At 75.9% G+C, this 552-nt stretch carries 1 protein-coding gene; it reads right to left on the bottom strand.

Annotated features, from left to right (window positions below; translation table 11 throughout):
• On the bottom strand, positions 1-552 hold a 552-nt coding region (locus CCN51_RS51630; protein ID WP_425444815.1), incomplete at both ends, for an aminotransferase class I/II-fold pyridoxal phosphate-dependent enzyme.

A 552-nucleotide genomic window follows, 5' to 3' on the forward strand; every position in this document is an offset into this window, starting at 1 on the left:
CGGGCGACACACCCTCGGTGTCCAGCGGCACGGGAACGGCCGTCAGGCCCGCCGCCGAGAGCAGCGCGGTGTGCTCCGGGCTCCCGGGATCCTCCACCGCCACGGCCCGGTGGCCAAGATCGGCCAGTGTGAACCCCAGCAGCGTCATGGCCTGCGCGACGCCCGAGCAGATCACCACGCACTCCGGATCCGCCACCACCCCACGACGGCGGGTGAGCAGCCCCGCCACGGCCGCCCGCAACTCCGGCAGCCCGCGCGGATCCGGATACCCGAGCCCGCTGTGCGCAAGCCGCGCCAGCACCCGGCGATGCGCCGCCGACCACGCGGCGCGCGGGAACAGCGCCAGATCAGGGCTACCGGGCAGAAACCCGGTCCCGGGCGCCCCGTCGGCGACGGGCCGGCTGTGCTCCCGCACCGCCGCGGCCTGCGCCGCCCCGTTCACCCAGGTGCCCGAGCCCCGGCTGCTGCTGAGGTACCCCTCGGCCGTCAACTGCTCGTACGCGTCGGTCACAAGCCCACGCGAGACCCCCAGGTCGGCCGCCAACTCCCGGC

Origin of the sequence: Streptomyces milbemycinicus (assembly GCF_002154605.1) — a bacterium.
Classification (GTDB): Bacteria; Actinomycetota; Actinomycetes; order Streptomycetales; family Streptomycetaceae; genus Streptomyces; species Streptomyces milbemycinicus.